Below are 14,269 nucleotides of genomic sequence, written 5' to 3'. Positions count from 1 at the left end.
TGAGTGACGTCCTGCGCAGTCGCTTCGGTGGATTCCTGCTTCATCGAGGGGCCTGAATGCGCCACCTCTTCACGGGCTGCAACGCGGTGTCCCCACGCCAGGATATTCATTGCGCCGAGTACATCCCGGCGTTGCGGTCGCGCAGCCACCCCAGCTTGGGCAGAAAGATGCGGCTGTTGCCCTGGTCGAGCTTGATCTGCTTCGGGTCGGGATCGCGCAAGCTGTCGTGTTGGCCCTTCTTCTTGGAGCGGGGAAGTCCGCGCGCCTGGCGAAGAAGTTGGTGTAAGCGCGGTCCAGCTCCTTGAGCGCGTGTTGCAGTGAATGGACTGGCGCATCCTTGAGCCATGGCGTCTCCACACCATTGCGCCAGGGCGTCAGATGCCTGGCCATGTCGACATAGCTGATGAATCGTCCACCCGCCTCGTGGTTCGTCTTCTGCAACGCCAGCGCCTTGTTGAACACGAACCGGCACGCGCCCGCGAAGCGGCGCATCTGGCGCTGCTGCTGCCCATTCGGACGCAGCTCGAACTCGAACGCCTGGAGTCGCTCCATGGCTGGTTGAATATACAGCCAATCGGGCACCACTTCAAGAGAAGATGGATGCCTGTGGCATCCGCGCTATCCTTGCTCCACGTGAACGGGGAGGTCTGCCGCGCAAATGATCAGCATCAGCGACAATAGCAGCGTTGATTGTTCACAATTCTTTCCCACATTGAGGAGAACCTCATGCGCATAGGCGTACCGGCTGAGACTGTGCCAGGTGAAGCCCGCGTGGCAGCGACCCCTGAGACGGTCAAGAAGCTTGCGGGCCAAGGGCACACGGTTTTGGTGCAGACCGGGGCCGGCCAGTCGGCCGGGGCTCTGGATGCCGACTACGTTGCAGCAGGCGCCCAGATCGGGGGCGCGGCGGAGGCAATGGGTGCCGAGCTTGTGCTCAAAGTGCGCAGCCCTGCTGCATCCGAGCTCGTGCTGATGAAGCCCGGGGCTGCCGTCGTTGGCATGCTCGAGCCCTTCAACGCCGAAGGCCTGCAGGCATTGGCTGCAGCTGGCCTCACCGCCTTCGCGCTGGAAGCCGCTCCTCGCACGACGCGCGCGCAGAGTCTGGACGTTCTGTCCAGCCAGGCAAACATCGCCGGGTATAAAGCCGTGATCGTCGCCGCAAACCTCTACCCCCGCTTCATGCCGATGCTGATGACGGCAGCCGGTACGGTCAAGGCTGCACGCCTGGTCGTCCTCGGCGCTGGCGTGGCCGGGTTACAGGCCATTGCCACTGCAAAGCGCTTGGGCGCTGTGGTGGAAGCCTCGGACGTACGCCCCGCAGCCAAGGAGCAGGTGGAGTCCCTCGGCGCGAAGTTTATCGACGTGCCGTTCGAGACCGACGAAGAGCGCGAGATCGCGCAGGGGGTCGGCGGCTACGCGCGTCCCATGCCCCGTGCTTGGCTGGATCGCCAGGCACGGCTCGTGGCCGAGCGTGTCAAGCAGGCCAACATCGTGATTACCACTGCCCTCATTCCCGGACGGCGCGCGCCTGTGCTCGTGAGCGAGGAGATGGTGATGGGCATGAAACCAGGGTCCGTGATTGTCGATATGGCTGCAAGCCAGGGCGGAAATTGTCCGCTTACCGAGCGGGACCGAACTGTGGTCAAGCACGGCGTGACCATCGTGGGTGAGACCAATCTCCCCGCCCTTGTGGCCGCCGATGCGTCGCAGCTCTATGCGCGCAACGTGCTCGACTTTCTCAAGCTTGTCCTCGACAAGGACAAAGGCTTCGTGGTCAATCTGGACGACGACATCGTTGCGGCCTGCCTGATGACCACAGGCGGCGAAGTCAAGCGCAAGTCAGCTTAAAGGAGCCGAGCATGCACGATATTTCCCCATTCATGATCAATCTCACGATCTTCGTGCTGGCCATCTATGTCGGCTACCACGTTGTGTGGACCGTCACGCCCGCTCTGCATACGCCCCTCATGTCGGTGACGAATGCCATCTCAGCCATCATCATCGTTGGCGCCATGCTTGCTGCGGCGCTTACCGTCACGCCCCTGGGTAAAGTCATGGGCATGCTGGCCGTGGCAATGGCTTCCGTCAACGTGTTCGGGGGCTTCCTGGTTACGCGGCGCATGCTTGAGATGTTCAAGAAGAAAGAGCGCGCTCCGGTCAAGAAGGCGGAATGAACGATGCCTGAGACACGGATGACGACCCCACACATCACGAGTACGCCCAAGGATTTGTCATGACCCTCAGCATGAATCTGGTCACCCTCCTTTACCTTGTCGCCTCGGTTTTCTTCATCCAGGCACTGAAGGGCTTATCGCACCCGGCAACGAGTCGGCGCGGCAACCTCTTCGGCATGACGGGCATGGCGATTGCCGTGCTCACGACCGTGGCCCTCATCGTCAAGATTGGTGGGGAAGCCGGAGCCGCAGGGCTGGCCTATGTGCTGGTGGCACTCGTTGTCGGCGGTGCAATCGGTGCGACGATGGCAAAGCGCGTGGAGATGACGAAGATGCCCGAACTCGTCGCCTTCATGCACAGCATGATCGGTCTGGCGGCGGTGTGCATTGCCTTGGCCGAAGTGGCCGAGCCGCATGCATTTGGCATTGTCGCCGCAGCGGGTGACGCCCTTCCCCTGGGCAACCGCGTCGAGCTGTTCATCGGAGCGATCGTTGGCGCCATCACGTTCAGCGGCTCCGTCATCGCATTCGGCAAGCTCTCAGGAAAATACAAGTTTCGCCTGTTTCAGGGGGCACCGGTGCGCTTTGCGGGGCAGCATTGGATCAATCTGCTCATTGCGATTGCGACGGTCGGCTTGGGACTCGGATTTTGGGCGACAGCCCAATGGACGCCTTTTGTGCTGATGTTGGTGCTGGCCTTTGCCCTTGGTGTGCTCATCATCATTCCCATCGGCGGTGCCGACATGCCCGTCGTCGTGTCCATGCTCAATAGCTACTCAGGGTGGGCGGCCGCAGGCATCGGATTCTCGCTGGAAAACAGCATGCTCATCATCGCCGGTTCCCTGGTCGGATCCTCCGGTGCGATCCTGTCCTACATTATGTGCAAGGCGATGAACCGATCGTTCTTCAACGTCATCCTCGGTGGCTTTGGCGGTGAGGTGAGCGTGGCGCAGGCGGCTGGCGGGGCCCAGCGTTCCGTCAAGTCGGGAAGCCCCGACGATGCGGCGTTCTTGCTGTCCAACGCCGAGAGCGTGATCATCGTGCCGGGATATGGTTTGGCTGTTGCCCGTGCACAGCACGCGCTCAAGGAGTTGGCGCAAAGGTTGGTCGAGCGGGGCGTCAACGTGAAGTACGCGATTCACCCTGTGGCGGGGCGCATGCCGGGGCACATGAACGTGTTGCTGGCGGAGGCCGAAGTGCCGTATGACCAGGTCTTCGAGATGGATGACATCAATCCCGAGTTTGCCCAAGCCGATGTCGCCGTGGTGCTTGGAGCCAACGACGTGGTGAACCCGGCTGCGAAGAATGATCCCAAGTCCCCGATTGCCGGCATGCCAATTCTCGAGGCCTACAAGGCCAAGACGGTGATCGTCAACAAGCGATCCATGGCCACGGGTTACGCAGGGCTGGATAATGATTTGTTTTATCTGGATAAAACGATGATGGTGTTTGGTGATGCCAAAAAAGTCATTGAAGACATTACAAAGGGCATCGAATAGCTGTCGGGATCCAGGAAAAGGCCGCCATTGGGCGGCTTTTTTATTGTCTGCGTTTTCAATTAGCATGGATGCATGCGTATTTTATTGTTCTTGTTCATAACCAAATGAGGTCGCACCATGTCGTCCTATAAAGAGTTGCTCTCACAAATTGAAATGCTGCGACAGCAAGCTGAATCTCAGCGCAAGGCGGAGATTGCGAATGTTGTCGCGGATATTCGCGCAAAGATGCAGGAATACGGCATCAACCTGAGCGATCTGGGATTTGCTGCGCGGGGTTCACGCAGCAAAGGTACGAGGGTGGCCGCGAAGTATCGCAACCCAAGCACGGGCGATACTTGGACGGGTCGTGGCAAGATGCCCAAGTGGCTGCAACGCGAAGTGAGCGCAGGCAAGCGTAGGGAAGACTTCCTTATTGGCGGATGAGTGCGCATGATTCGAACTGCCGTGGCGCCCGCGCCATTTTTTCGCGGCAGGCGTGATGACGGGCAGATTGCTGGCTTGCTCTGCGATCTCAAGACGGAGCGCGCTCAAGGCGGCGCCTATTGCCTCCTGAGATATGCGTCGGCAGGGTCCAGCTGTTGTCGGCATTGCTGCACCACTGAACATGTGCCCGCGCATTCCCCTGCCTCGCCCGGCCCGGGGCACAGCGTCGCACCGGCGAAGCCGTCCGGGCAGGAGGGGGCACGCGGGCGGCTTTCGCTTGTTGTTCCGCGCTTGGCTGGGTCAACTCACAGCGCTGCAACGCCGCAAAGTCAGGCTCAAGCTCGACCGCCACGCCGCTCGGCGTGCTGGGAAGTCGCTCCCGAGGCGCTCAAGCCGTGCGGGCACACATGCAGCGCGATCAGAGCAGCGCACCGGTGGTTCTCATCGATGCGCACACGCCTGGAACGGGTGTGGCGGCGAGACCCAAACCTTTGCCTGGCAACGGGGCGAGACGAAGTTCTTGAGCCGCGAAACCCCCGCGAAAACGCCGTGCGCTGAGCGGCGGGAGAGTTCGGTGTATTTCTCGCGCGTCGAGGCAGCGAGCGGGTGCGCAAGAGGCCTTGCCTCTTCGTGCAGCCATCGCACCCGCGCTGGCCTCAGCAGCTGGTTGCCGCGTGATTGGCCCGTGGTGTTTGTGAGGCGCCCGCACGGGATGTGAGCAGGCGATTCGCTTCGTTCGGTTACAGCCTGAGAAGGCATTGTGCTCCGTTTGGCGGCTTGCCGGTAGTTTTGCCATAAACGTCATGATTGTCCTCATTGTTTGTCTTTTTGCGGCATTTGCTTGAACTGTTTACAGATAGTGACGATATTTCAAGCGGAATTTGCCTCATATTTGTCACCAAAACGACAATCGAAAACTATGAAGCCCAAGGACTACGCGGAACTCAACCAGTCCTGCCAGTGGATGGGGGATCTGCTGGACAGCGAGCGTTCACGGGTGCATGAGGACTTGCGCGTGCAGGTCGTTGAGGCTGGCCATGCCGTGTGTCGGCGCGGCGACCAAGCCGAGCACTGGGTCGGTGTGCTGAGCGGGCTGGTGAAAATGGCCCCTGTGTCGCTGGCTGGCAAGACGATCGCGTGCACCGGTGTGGCGCCCGGTGGCTGGTTTGGTGAGGGCGCCTTGCTCAAGCGCGGCTTATGGAACTGCGACGTCATCGCCCTGCGCAAAAGTCATGTCGGCCTGCTTCCAGCCGAGACTTTTTTCTGGCTGCTTGATCGCAGCTTCGCATTCAACCGCACGATCGTCAATCGGCTCACCGAGCGATTGGATCAGATCACCGAACAGATGCGGGTTGACCGGCTCGCAGGGTCCGACGAACGCGTGGCACATACGTTGGCCGCGATGTTCCACCCGGTTTTATACCCGGCCGTCGGGCAGCTGTTGCGCGTTACCCAGGAAGAGCTGGGCGCCTTATGCGGACTGTCCCGTCAGCGCGTCAATCAGGCGCTGCAGCGACTATCGGGTCTGGGTCTTTTGCGCCTGCGGTATGGGGGCATTGAGGTTCCCGACGCGCACGCTCTGCAAGCGTTCACATCGATCCTGCCCGAGGCGGTAAGGTTGCAGCGACGCAATAGAGAACTCGCCCAGAGTAGCCAAGCCTGTTGAAATTTGGCGTTGAACATGGGCTCGCGTATTCCCCTTCCTGGCCCGGCCCGACGCGCAGCGTCACCGAGGCGAACTCGTCCGGGCAGGACGGTGTCAAGCGGCCGGTTTTCGCCTGTTGCTCCGCTCATTTCTGGATCCTTGACCCGCGAAACTCCCGCGACAACGCTATGCGTTGAGCGGCGGGAGAGTTCGTTCAGCTTCTGGGTGTGAGGATAACCCCGATTTCATGGATGTCCGAGGGATGATCCACGCGCGGGTACGGTGGTGCCGGCCAGCGCCAGCGCGAGGCGGGAAAGAGGGCCCGCATGGCATGGATGTCGCAATGGTAGGGAGGCCCCTGAATCAATCCACCGGCGGCGCCAGGCTTGAGCGCCTGCATGAACAGGGCAAACAGCTGCCCGTCCGGGGCGAGCCAGCGGTGTAGCTGGGCTGCGTAGACCGTCCAGTCATCGGGGTGCAGGGCGCAAAGGCAGGTTTGCTCGTACACCGCGTCAAATGCGGTGTCCGGGATCCATTCGCGCACGTCGGCCGCGGTGACACGGGCCTGCAAGCCCGCCTTCAACAAGCGGCCCTTGACATGCTCGACAGCCGCCGGAGCGTAGTCCAGGGCCGTGACCTCAAAACCTGCTGCCGCAAGGAGCAGCACTTCGTGGCCGTTTCCGCAGCCAGGCACCAGGATGCGACAAGGCCGCAACGCCGCGCTTTCCAGCCACGCGCGCAGTTGAGGGCTGGGCCCTCCTCGATCCCACGGCGTTGTGTGCTGTTCGAACAGGCGTTGCCAAAAAGATACATCAGGGCCAACCATGAGGGGACGCGTCCTTCAACCATAGGCGGAGCCATTGGGCGTCCGCATCAATCAATGACTGCATTGTGCCCTGACGAGCGCTTCAGCGGCGAGCCATCGCCTCAAGGGCCCGACTCGGAGCGGAAAGAAGCGTGTCCTGACGCCGTGCCCACACCTCAATAGAATGCACGCTTCGATCCGGGTTATCCCGGACTCACCCTTTCTCACCCATGTCGTCAACCACCTTGCAGCCCCTCGCCGAACTTGACGCTGTCGATTTCGGGTACGACGCGCGCCTTGTGCTGCGCAAAGTCTCCGTGCGCGTCATGCCAGGGGAAGTCGTCGCGGTTATGGGCGCCTCAGGCGGCGGCAAGACCACCTTGCTCAGGTTGATTGGCGGGCAGATTCGCGCCACAGCCGGCTCGGTGCGATTCGACGGTCAGGATGTGGGCGCAATGAACCATGCCAAACTTTACGCCGCGCGCCGGCGCATGGGCATGTTGTTCCAGATGGGGGCGCTGTTCACGGACCAGACCGTGTTTGAAAACGTTGCCTTCGCCCTGCGCGAGCACACCCGGCTACCCGAAAGCATGATCCGGGACTTGGTCCTGATGAAACTCAATGCGGTGGGACTACGAGGCGCGCGCGATCTTTACCCCGCGCAGCTCTCTGGCGGCATGGCGCGGCGGGTGGCGCTTGCGCGCGCCATCGCGCTGGATCCTGCGCTCGTCATGTATGACGAGCCTTTCGCTGGTCTTGACCCCATCTCGCTTGGCATTTCTGCGCGACTCATCCGCACTCTCAACGATGCACTGGGGCTCACCAGCATTGTGGTCTCACACGACGTCGATGAAACGTTCGCGATTGCCGATAGGGTCTTCATCCTCGGCAATGGAGCACTCATCGCTCAGGGCAGTCCGGATGAACTGCGTGCGAGCCACGACCCGCTGGTGCATCAATTCGTCGGGGGCGAGCCCGATGGGCCGGTGAGCTTTCATTATCCTGCGCAGCCCCTGCAGGCGGATTTCCTTGGCCAATCGGCGGCTCGGCCATGAACTCGGTGTTTGGTTTCCTCGGCGCGATCGGTGCAGGTACCCGGCGACTGCTGGCAGACCTTGGGTACGGGCTGCGCCTGTTCCTGCGCCTTGCAGTGCTGCTTCCGCGCGCTTTGCTGCGGCCGAAGCTCATTGTTCAGCAGGTTTTTTTCCTGGGTAACTACTCACTGTCCATCATCGCTGTATCGGGTCTGTTCGTCGGGTTCGTGCTGGGCTTGCAGGGTTACTACACCTTGTCGCGCTACGGCGCGGCCAATTCGCTTGGTTTGGTTGTCGCCCTTTCACTCGTGCGCGAGCTCGGCCCCGTCGTTACAGCCCTGCTGTTCGCAGGTCGCGCAGGTACATCGCTCACGGCCGAGATTGGGCTGATGAAGGCGGGGGAGCAGATTTCAGCAATGGAGATGATGGCAGTTGACCCGCTGTCTAGGGTGTTGGCGCCGCGCTTCATCGGAGGCATTTTCACGATGCCGCTGCTGGCGTCCGTCTTTAGTGCGGTGGGCGTCGTCGGAGGCTACGTCGTCGGCGTGCTGATGATCGGTGTCGATTCCGGGGCGTTCTGGTCGCAGATGCAAAGCGGCGTGGACGTGTTCAGCGACGTGGGTAACGGCGTGATCAAAAGTGTGGTGTTCGGCGTGGCTGTTACGTTCGTCGCCCTTTACGAAGGCTGGCGCGCCCAGCCGACTCCCGAGGGCGTCTCACGCGCCACAACGCGTACCGTGGTGGTTGCATCGCTGGTCGTGCTCGGGCTGGATTTCATCTTGACGGCGCTGATGTTCAGCACCTGAATGCATATGTGTGAGCTGTTGCAAAACCCTGGCGCACACCGATAGGAGCATGCATGGAAAGCAAGAAAATTGACGTATGGGTAGGCTTGTTCGTGCTGATTGGCGCGGTGGCCCTGCTTTTTCTGGCACTGAAGGCCGGCAATCTGCTCAGTCTGAATTTCGGGCCGACTTATGACGTCAGCGCCCAGTTCGACAACATCGGCGGCTTGAAGGTCGACGCGCCGGTCAAAAGCGCGGGGGTGGTCGTCGGGCGCGTGGCCAACGTCGAGTTCGACAACCAGACATTCCAGGCCAAAGTCACGCTGGCGCTGGATCAGCGCTATAAGTTCCCCACCGATACCTCGGCGAAGATTCTCACATCCGGTTTGCTCGGGGACCAATATATCGGGCTCGACCCAGGCGCCTCGGAAAAGAATCTACACAATGGCGGCGTAATTCAAAACACGCAATCGGCGGTTGTGCTTGAAAATCTCATTGGGCAGTTCCTCTACAACAAAGCGGCGTCGGGTACCAGCAACCCGGGCGCGAAATGAGAACATGGAGCACATATTGACGACTGGTTCATCTGCCCTGTCCACGTCGACGCGGTCACGCACGAGTGTCGTGCTAGGTTTTGCACTGGCAGCCAGCCTGCTTGCCGGCTGCGCAGCGAACAACCCCCAGGACCCGCTCAGACCCTACAACCGGGCCATGTTCACCATCAACCGGAACGTGGACAAGGTGGTGCTCAAGCCGGTAGCCACAGGCTACAAGAACGTTGTGCCGACGCCAATGCGCCGCGGCGTGACGAACTTTTTTGGCAATCTGGGCGATGTATGGTCCATGGCGAACGATTTCGCTCAGGGTCATGTTGTCGAGGGGCTCAACGGGTTCATGCGCATCGGAGTCAACACGGTGTTCGGGCTTTTTGGCGTGCTCGACATCTCGACGGAAATGGGCTTGTACAAACAGCCCAATGACTTTGGGTTGACCCTGGCGCGCTACGGCGTTGGCTCCGGCCCATATTTCGTTATTCCGCTGCTGGGCCCCAGCACGATTCGCGATACGGCCGGAGTCGGCGTGGGCATTTACTACGCCCCATTCAACTACACCACCAATGATGTTGCCGTGCGCAATGGGGCGTCGGTCCTGCAACTGGTCAATGCGCGCGCCAATCTGCTGAGTACGACTGATTTGCTGGAGCAAATTGCGCTCGACCCGTATATCTTCACTCGTGACGCGTATCTTCAGCAGCGTAAGGCGCAGGTCAAGGCTGTGCGCAGCGAGGGCGTTCTTTCACCGGGGCCGATGGACGAAGGCGGTGACTATTCCAACGGGGGCGAGAGTGCAAGTAGCGACGCGGCGCCCGATTCGGGAGTGCTGCCTCCTGCGACAGCAAGCCAAGCCGCGCAGAAGGCGCGCCTCCCCGCATCGAGGCCGGATGCGGCCGCTTCGGCTGCGCGGCCCTGAACCCTGTCATCGTTCGGCCCATTGGCCCGTTAAAGCCATGGAGTCGGGCATTCCGGAGAACACCATGATTCGAACGATTAAAGCCGCTTTCCTGTTTCCGCTTGTCGCCTTGAGCTTGTTGGCAGCGCCTGCTGCGCGCGCCGAGACGCCGGCGCCTGTGCAGGTCATCCAAAAGCTTTCCGAGTCCGTCATGGATGCGGTGAACAACGACCCTGCGCTGAAGTCTGGCGATCCGCAGAAGGTGATGCAGCTGGTGGAGTCCAAGGTTCTGCCCTTCGTCGATTTCGAACGCATGACGGCTTCAGCGGTTGGCCGCTACTGGCGACAAGCGTCGCCCGAGCAGAAAAAGGAACTTCAGCAGCAGTTCAAGCTTCTGCTCATCCACACCTATTCAGGTGCTGTGACCCAGATCAAGAACCAGCATATCGAATACCTGCCATTTCGCGCCTCGCCCGATGCCACCAACGTCGTGGTGCGCACCCGCGTGATGAACAACGGCGAACCTGTTCAGCTTGACTACCGGTTAGTCAAGCTTGACAGCGACTGGAAGATTGCGGACGTCAACGTCATGGGTATCTGGTTGGTGGATAACTACCGCGGCGTGTTCGCTCAGGAAATCGGGCAAAAAGGCATCAATGGCCTGATCCAGACGCTGGACACGCGCAACAAGCAATTGGCCCAAGGTGGCCGAGGGCAGGGTTGAGCGTGGTGACCACATTTGCATTGCCGCCCCAAGTCACCGTGATGGAGGCGGGCGAGGTTGCCCGCACGGCGATTGCGGCCCTGGGTAACGGTGAAGGGGCAGAGGCTTGGATCATCGACGCCGCTGCGCTGCAGACCTTTGATTCGTCATGCCTCGCCGTCCTGCTTGAGTTGCGGCGACATGCAGGGGCACGTCCTGTGCAGCTGCGACGGGTGCCGCCGCGGCTCGAGCATCTTGCCGTGGCCTACGGCATGGAGTTCGCTTTGGGCCAGAGCCAGCCAATCGCGAACGTACCCACCGAACCATTGCGCCCCTGAGGCGTCACGGCGCCGTCCCGCACGCACGTCCGGGGTCGACCCACATCTGCCTCCCAGCCCAGTCGTCATCCTGCCTTGCCTGCAATCTCCCCTACGATCCCTGCAGTCCGCTTTGATTCCATTGTCAAGCGTTATGCCAACCGCGCCGTGGTCGACGGGGTGAGCCTGTCGATCGAGCAGGGCGAGTTCTTCGGGCTACTGGGCGCCAACGGCGCGGGCAAGACAACGCTGATCAGCATGCTTGCCGGGCTTGCGCGGCCGAGCGCAGGCCAAGTCCAGGTGCTTGGGCACGACGTCGGTGCCGATCCCATCACCACGCGGCGCTTGCTCGGCGTGGTGCCGCAGGAGCTGGTGTTCGATCCGTTTTTCAGCGTACGCGAGACACTGCGACTGCAATCGGGCTATTTTGACCTCGCCAGCAATGACGATTGGATTGACGAGCTGCTGCACCATCTTGGTCTCACTGCGCAAGCAGGGCAGAACATGCGCGCGCTGTCTGGGGGGATGAAGCGCCGGGTCATGGTGGCGCAGGCGCTGGTCCACAAGCCTCCGGTCATTGTGCTGGACGAGCCAACTGCCGGGGTGGATGTGGAGCTGCGCCAAAGTCTCTGGCAGTTCATCACCAAGCTCAACCGGCAGGGCCACACGGTGCTGCTCACGACCCACTACCTGGAAGAGGCCGAAGCATTGTGCAGCCGCATTGGAATGCTCAAGCTTGGCAGCATTGTGGCGCTGGATTCCACATCCGCGCTGCTGTCGCGCTTCGCCTCGACACAGATGCTGTTTCGCTTGGTGGCCGGAGCCCTGCCTTCGGAGTTGGCCGTACGTTGCAAACGCGATGGCAACCGTGTGGGGTGTGTGGTCCACGACGCGGCAGAGGTTGAAGGCATCCTCGCCGCGCTGCGCGCGGGGGGGTGTGCAGTGGACGAACTCGAAGTGCGCCGCGCAGATCTGGAAGATGCATTCATGCAGATCATGAATGGAGCTGGGCCGCATCAGCTTCCACAGCTCGGGGCTTCAACGTGACTGGTCTGTCCACCCTGTTTCGCAAGGAGCTGTTGCGCTTTTGGAAAGTCAGTCTGCAGACCGTGGCGGCTCCTGTCCTCAGCAGTCTGCTGTATTTGCTCATCTTCTCGCATGCGATGGCTGCGCACGTGAAGGTGTTTGGACGCGTTCCCTACACCGCCTTTCTCATCCCGGGCCTGGCCATGATGAGCGTGCTGCAGAATGCCTTTGCCAACACGTCCTCCTCGCTCATCCAGTCCAAAATCACCGGAAACCTCGTGTTCGTGCTGCTGTCGCCGCTGAAGTCATGGGAATTGTTTGTGGGCTATGTCGGGGCGTCTGTGGTGCGCGGTCTGGCTGTGGGCATGGGACTTCTTCTGGTGACGATGTGGTTTGTGCCGTTGCAATGGCACCACCCGCAATGGGTCGTCGTGTTCGCCGTTCTCGGCGCAAGCATGCTGGCAGCGCTGGGCATCATCGCCGGTATTTGGGCGGAAAAGTTTGACCAGATGGCGGCCTTCCAGAATTTCATCATCGTGCCGGCAACTTTTCTCTCGGGCGTTTTCTACTCCGTCAAGTCCCTGCCGCCATTCTGGATGGGCGTGTCCCACTTCAACCCCTTTTTCTATCTGGTCGATGGCTTCCGCTACGGTTTTTTCGGAGCATCCGACATCTCACCCTGGATCTGCCTGGCGGCGGCGCTGATAGGCAATGCGATCTGTGGCGGCGTCGCCTGGGCATGGCTTCATCGCGGGTATAAATTGCGCAATTGATTCATTGGCATTCACCATTGTTATGGTAGACATCATGGCCCATCCCACCCCTGAGTACCTGCGCGATTTGATCGCAGCTGGCCTGACATGCACGCATTTGGAGGTGCAGGGAGATGGCCGCCATTTTTTCGCCACGATCGTCAGCCCGGCTTTTGCTGGGCTCTCGCGCGTGGCCAGGCACCGGCTCGTGTACGCTGCATTGGGCGAAGGCATGCGCGCAGAAATTCACGCGCTATCGATGCGCACCCTGGCACCCGACGAACCACTGGAGCAATAAGCGGCTGGTCGCACGCCGCCTAAAATTGCCCGCTTTGGCCCGGCCTTGCCGGGCTAGCCAACCCAATTCTCATGGACAAACTTCGCATTGAGGGCGAGCGCCCGCTTCATGGCGACGTGCAGATCAGCGGCGCAAAAAACGCGGCGCTGCCGCTGATGGCCGCCAGCCTTCTGACCGACCAGCCGGTGGTGCTTCTCAATGCGCCGGAGCTCATGGACGTGCGAACCCTGAGCCAATTATTGACCGGCATGGGTATGCAGGTGGACAGGGGCGAGGAACGCATCCGCCTGCAAGCCGACCGCATCACGGTGTGCGAGGCGCCTTACGAACGCGTGAAAACGATGCGCGCCAGCGTGCTTGTCTTGGGGCCGCTGGTGGCGCGTTTTGGTCACGCCCGTGTGAGCCTTCCGGGTGGCTGCGCAATCGGCGCTCGTCCGGTGGATCAGCACATCAAGGGGTTGCAGCTAATGGGCGCGCAGGTGCAAGTCGAGCACGGTGACATCGTTGCCAGCGTGCCTCGCGGACGATTGAAGGGTGCGCGCATCAGTACTGACATGATCACGGTCACGGGTACCGAGAACCTGATGATGGCCGCAGCCCTTGCTGAGGGTGAAACCGTGATCGAAAATGCCGCGCAGGAACCCGAGGTGGCCGACTTGGCAGCGATGCTGGTGAAGATGGGTGCGCGCATTGAAGGCGCCGGAAGCTCACGCATTCGCATCCAGGGCGTCGAGCGGCTGCGGGGCGCCGAGCATGTGACAGTGCCTGACCGCATTGAGGCTGGCACGTTTCTGTGTGCGGCAGTGGCCACGCGCGGGGATGTCACGTTGAGGCGCTGCGTGCCCGAGCATCTGGACGCCCTGCTGGATAAATTGCGCGAGGCCGGGGCGAGGATCACCACCGGTGCCAACTGGGTGCGTGTGCAGGCTGACGCCATGCCTGGAGGCCGTGCGCGGGCGGTTTCGGTGCGTACATCCGAATACCCGGGCTTTCCCACCGACATGCAGGCGCAGTTCATGGCCGTGAATTGCCTGGCCATGGGGGCCGCACATCTGACCGAGACCATTTTCGAAAACCGCTTTATGCATGTCCAGGAACTGGTGCGCCTTGGCGCAAACATTGCCATCGAAGGCAATACTTGCGTGGTGCAGGGAGTCGAGCGGCTTTCAGGGGCAACCGTGATGGCCACCGACTTGCGCGCCTCCGCCGGTTTGGTGATTGCCGGGCTTGCGGCTGAAGGCACGACCGTGATTGAGCGTATCTATCACCTTGACCGGGGTTACGCGGGCATGGAGCATAAGCTGGCGGCTCTGGGCGCGCGCATCGCGCGCGTCAGCTGAATGCGGTCTGGCCCGATCG

Annotated in this window: 17 protein-coding genes; 15 read left to right on the top strand and 2 right to left on the bottom strand. The window is 61.2% G+C overall.

The window, feature by feature from the left end; genetic code table 11:
- Positions 1 to 106 precede the first annotated feature (106 nt).
- Positions 107 to 346 carry a hypothetical protein gene (locus tag CD04_RS25355; RefSeq protein ID WP_031408741.1) on the bottom strand — a complete coding sequence of 80 codons (240 nt, stop codon included), beginning with the start codon at positions 344 to 346 and terminating at the stop codon, positions 107 to 109.
- 380 nt (positions 347 to 726) lie between these two features.
- On the opposite strand from CD04_RS25355, the gene CD04_RS0116475 reads away from it, so the two are divergent.
- The 5 genes from CD04_RS0116475 to CD04_RS0116455 all read left to right on the top strand — a co-directional run bounded on the left by CD04_RS0116475 (position 727) and on the right by CD04_RS0116455 (position 5,762).
- On the top strand, positions 727 to 1,848 hold the full coding sequence (locus CD04_RS0116475) for a Re/Si-specific NAD(P)(+) transhydrogenase subunit alpha (protein WP_031408737.1): 1,122 nt from the start codon (positions 727 to 729) through the stop codon (positions 1,846 to 1,848).
- An 11-nt stretch (positions 1,849 to 1,859) separates the two neighbouring features.
- Positions 1,860 to 2,174, top strand: coding sequence for an NAD(P) transhydrogenase subunit alpha (locus tag CD04_RS0116470; protein ID WP_031408735.1), 315 nt, complete (start codon positions 1,860 to 1,862; stop codon positions 2,172 to 2,174).
- A gap of 71 nt (positions 2,175 to 2,245) precedes the next feature.
- Positions 2,246 to 3,673 carry an NAD(P)(+) transhydrogenase (Re/Si-specific) subunit beta gene (locus tag CD04_RS0116465; RefSeq protein ID WP_031408733.1) on the top strand — a complete coding sequence of 476 codons (1,428 nt, stop codon included), beginning with the start codon at positions 2,246 to 2,248 and terminating at the stop codon, positions 3,671 to 3,673.
- A 117-nt stretch (positions 3,674 to 3,790) separates the two neighbouring features.
- The gene (locus tag CD04_RS0116460) at positions 3,791 to 4,096 is read left to right on the top strand and encodes an H-NS family nucleoid-associated regulatory protein (protein ID WP_031408731.1); all 306 of its coding nucleotides are present in this window, start codon (positions 3,791 to 3,793) and stop codon (positions 4,094 to 4,096) included.
- A gap of 919 nt (positions 4,097 to 5,015) precedes the next feature.
- Positions 5,016 to 5,762, top strand: coding sequence for a Crp/Fnr family transcriptional regulator (locus CD04_RS0116455; RefSeq protein ID WP_081858052.1), 747 nt, complete (start codon positions 5,016 to 5,018; stop codon positions 5,760 to 5,762).
- Positions 5,763 to 5,955: 193 nt separating this feature from the next.
- On the opposite strand, the gene CD04_RS0116450 is transcribed toward CD04_RS0116455, so the two are convergent.
- Entirely contained in the window at positions 5,956 to 6,567 is a 612-nt protein-coding gene (locus CD04_RS0116450; protein WP_031408727.1) for a cyclopropane-fatty-acyl-phospholipid synthase family protein, read from the bottom strand.
- A gap of 209 nt (positions 6,568 to 6,776) precedes the next feature.
- On the opposite strand from CD04_RS0116450, the gene CD04_RS0116445 reads away from it, so the two are divergent.
- The 10 genes from CD04_RS0116445 (at position 6,777) to murA (ending at position 14,250) form a co-directional block, all read left to right on the top strand.
- The gene (locus tag CD04_RS0116445) at positions 6,777 to 7,601 is read left to right on the top strand and encodes an ABC transporter ATP-binding protein (protein ID WP_031408725.1); all 825 of its coding nucleotides are present in this window, start codon (positions 6,777 to 6,779) and stop codon (positions 7,599 to 7,601) included.
- Positions 7,598 to 8,386 carry a lipid asymmetry maintenance ABC transporter permease subunit MlaE gene (gene mlaE / locus CD04_RS0116440; protein ID WP_031408723.1) on the top strand — a complete coding sequence of 263 codons (789 nt, stop codon included), beginning with the start codon at positions 7,598 to 7,600 and terminating at the stop codon, positions 8,384 to 8,386. The genes CD04_RS0116445 and mlaE overlap by 4 nt, the downstream gene beginning before the upstream one ends.
- A gap of 53 nt (positions 8,387 to 8,439) precedes the next feature.
- Entirely contained in the window at positions 8,440 to 8,919 is a 480-nt protein-coding gene (gene mlaD, locus CD04_RS0116435) for an outer membrane lipid asymmetry maintenance protein MlaD (protein WP_031408721.1), read from the top strand.
- A gap of 4 nt (positions 8,920 to 8,923) precedes the next feature.
- Positions 8,924 to 9,835 (top strand): VacJ family lipoprotein, encoded by a 912-nt coding sequence (locus CD04_RS22130; protein ID WP_081858051.1) that lies wholly within the window; start codon positions 8,924 to 8,926, stop codon positions 9,833 to 9,835.
- 64 nt (positions 9,836 to 9,899) lie between these two features.
- On the top strand, positions 9,900 to 10,538 hold the full coding sequence (locus CD04_RS0116425) for a phospholipid-binding protein MlaC (RefSeq protein WP_031408718.1): 639 nt from the start codon (positions 9,900 to 9,902) through the stop codon (positions 10,536 to 10,538).
- A gap of 5 nt (positions 10,539 to 10,543) precedes the next feature.
- The gene (locus tag CD04_RS0116420) at positions 10,544 to 10,855 is read left to right on the top strand and encodes a lipid asymmetry maintenance protein MlaB (protein WP_156030365.1); all 312 of its coding nucleotides are present in this window, start codon (positions 10,544 to 10,546) and stop codon (positions 10,853 to 10,855) included.
- 96 nt (positions 10,856 to 10,951) lie between these two features.
- Entirely contained in the window at positions 10,952 to 11,881 is a 930-nt protein-coding gene (locus CD04_RS0116415; RefSeq protein ID WP_031408715.1) for an ABC transporter ATP-binding protein, read from the top strand.
- Positions 11,878 to 12,633, top strand: coding sequence for an ABC transporter permease (locus tag CD04_RS0116410; protein WP_031408713.1), 756 nt, complete (start codon positions 11,878 to 11,880; stop codon positions 12,631 to 12,633). Before CD04_RS0116415 ends, CD04_RS0116410 begins: the two co-directional genes overlap by 4 nt.
- A 34-nt stretch (positions 12,634 to 12,667) precedes the next feature.
- Positions 12,668 to 12,910: a BolA family protein gene (locus tag CD04_RS0116405; protein WP_031408712.1), complete on the top strand. Its 243-nt coding sequence runs from the start codon at positions 12,668 to 12,670 to the stop codon at positions 12,908 to 12,910.
- A gap of 71 nt (positions 12,911 to 12,981) precedes the next feature.
- Positions 12,982 to 14,250, top strand: a complete 1,269-nt coding sequence (gene murA / locus CD04_RS0116400; RefSeq protein ID WP_031408710.1) for a UDP-N-acetylglucosamine 1-carboxyvinyltransferase — start codon at positions 12,982 to 12,984, stop codon at positions 14,248 to 14,250.
- Positions 14,251 to 14,269: the final 19 nt, after the last annotated feature.

Origin of the sequence: Thiomonas sp. FB-Cd (genome assembly GCF_000733775.1) — a bacterium.
GTDB lineage: Bacteria > Pseudomonadota > Gammaproteobacteria > Burkholderiales > Burkholderiaceae_C > Thiomonas_A.
Note: the sequence above shows the minus strand (reverse complement) of the source record. Positions and strands in the feature narration are given on the sequence as shown.

What these genes read in the sequence shown, in the direction of transcription:
- CD04_RS22130 (WP_081858051.1), top strand. Translation starts at nt 8,924, where the DNA reads ATGGAGCACATATTGACGACTGGTTCATCTGCCCTGTCCACGTCGACG.
- CD04_RS0116405 (WP_031408712.1), top strand. Translation starts at nt 12,668, where the DNA reads ATGGCCCATCCCACCCCTGAGTACCTGCGCGATTTGATCGCAGCTGGC.
- CD04_RS0116470 (WP_031408735.1), top strand. Translation starts at nt 1,860, where the DNA reads ATGCACGATATTTCCCCATTCATGATCAATCTCACGATCTTCGTGCTG.
- mlaD (WP_031408721.1), top strand. Translation starts at nt 8,440, where the DNA reads ATGGAAAGCAAGAAAATTGACGTATGGGTAGGCTTGTTCGTGCTGATT.
- CD04_RS0116445 (WP_031408725.1), top strand. Translation starts at nt 6,777, where the DNA reads ATGTCGTCAACCACCTTGCAGCCCCTCGCCGAACTTGACGCTGTCGAT.
- CD04_RS0116465 (WP_031408733.1), top strand. Translation starts at nt 2,246, where the DNA reads ATGAATCTGGTCACCCTCCTTTACCTTGTCGCCTCGGTTTTCTTCATC.
- mlaE (WP_031408723.1), top strand. Translation starts at nt 7,598, where the DNA reads ATGAACTCGGTGTTTGGTTTCCTCGGCGCGATCGGTGCAGGTACCCGG.
- CD04_RS0116455 (WP_081858052.1), top strand. Translation starts at nt 5,016, where the DNA reads ATGAAGCCCAAGGACTACGCGGAACTCAACCAGTCCTGCCAGTGGATG.
- CD04_RS0116450 (WP_031408727.1), bottom strand. Translation starts at nt 6,567, where the DNA reads ATGGTTGGCCCTGATGTATCTTTTTGGCAACGCCTGTTCGAACAGCAC.
- CD04_RS0116460 (WP_031408731.1), top strand. Translation starts at nt 3,791, where the DNA reads ATGTCGTCCTATAAAGAGTTGCTCTCACAAATTGAAATGCTGCGACAG.
- murA (WP_031408710.1), top strand. Translation starts at nt 12,982, where the DNA reads ATGGACAAACTTCGCATTGAGGGCGAGCGCCCGCTTCATGGCGACGTG.
- CD04_RS0116475 (WP_031408737.1), top strand. Translation starts at nt 727, where the DNA reads ATGCGCATAGGCGTACCGGCTGAGACTGTGCCAGGTGAAGCCCGCGTG.
- CD04_RS25355 (WP_031408741.1), bottom strand. Translation starts at nt 346, where the DNA reads ATGGCTCAAGGATGCGCCAGTCCATTCACTGCAACACGCGCTCAAGGA.
- CD04_RS0116425 (WP_031408718.1), top strand. Translation starts at nt 9,900, where the DNA reads ATGATTCGAACGATTAAAGCCGCTTTCCTGTTTCCGCTTGTCGCCTTG.